This is a genomic window from Mesorhizobium sp. M4B.F.Ca.ET.089.01.1.1 (assembly GCF_004022605.1).
Classification (GTDB): domain Bacteria; phylum Pseudomonadota; class Alphaproteobacteria; order Rhizobiales; family Rhizobiaceae; genus Mesorhizobium; species Mesorhizobium abyssinicae.
On record NZ_RZOS01001215.1, the window covers coordinates 1 to 590 of the forward strand.

Consider the following 590-nt stretch of genomic DNA (forward strand, 5'->3'; position numbering starts at 1 on the left):
GTGAGAACCCGTGCGACACCGCCGCATCACGTCGTGTCGTGCATCGATGCCAAGCGGCTCGGCGTTGAGCTCGCCGCACGCCAGAATAAACTTGGCGCTCCTCAAGATTGCAGAGTCAGGCTAGTGGGTTGCGTCCCGCGGCGTCGTCTCCCAGCGTCAACCGGATCGTCTCGGCAATCTCCTCATCGGGCGCGCCGGGACGCGGTTCATCGTAAAGGCTATCGAGCCGCTGTTCGGCAAAGCGCCGACGCAATGTGCCCACTGTGTTGGGCGTTGCACCAAGGCGTAAGGCAATTTCCTTGTTCTACATCCTCTCGCTGGCCAGCAGCACTATCCGCGCCCGTCGCGGCAGGCCTTGCGCCGTGCCTCGACGCCGGACCAGACCCTCCAGTTCACTCGGCTCTGCTGCGGAGCCAGCGCCTTGAGCAGCGGCCAACCTGGACTCGTCCCGTCCTCGAAAAGCAAATTGTTACGCAGATGCTTGTCCACCCTGACCCGAGCCATCCTCCTGCACGCTTTCGCCGTTGCGCGCGACGAAGACCGCAACGCTTCATCGCGCTTGGCGTAGCGGCACCAGGGACCGCCCATCG

Annotated in this window: 1 protein-coding gene; it reads right to left on the minus strand. The window is 63.9% G+C overall.

Annotation, left to right across the window (positions count from 1 at the left end; all coding sequences use genetic code 11):
* Positions 1 to 330 precede the first annotated feature (330 nt).
* Positions 331 to 590 (minus strand): hypothetical protein (locus EN780_RS40025; RefSeq protein WP_210215122.1); only part of this gene is annotated, 260 nt, incomplete at its 5' end.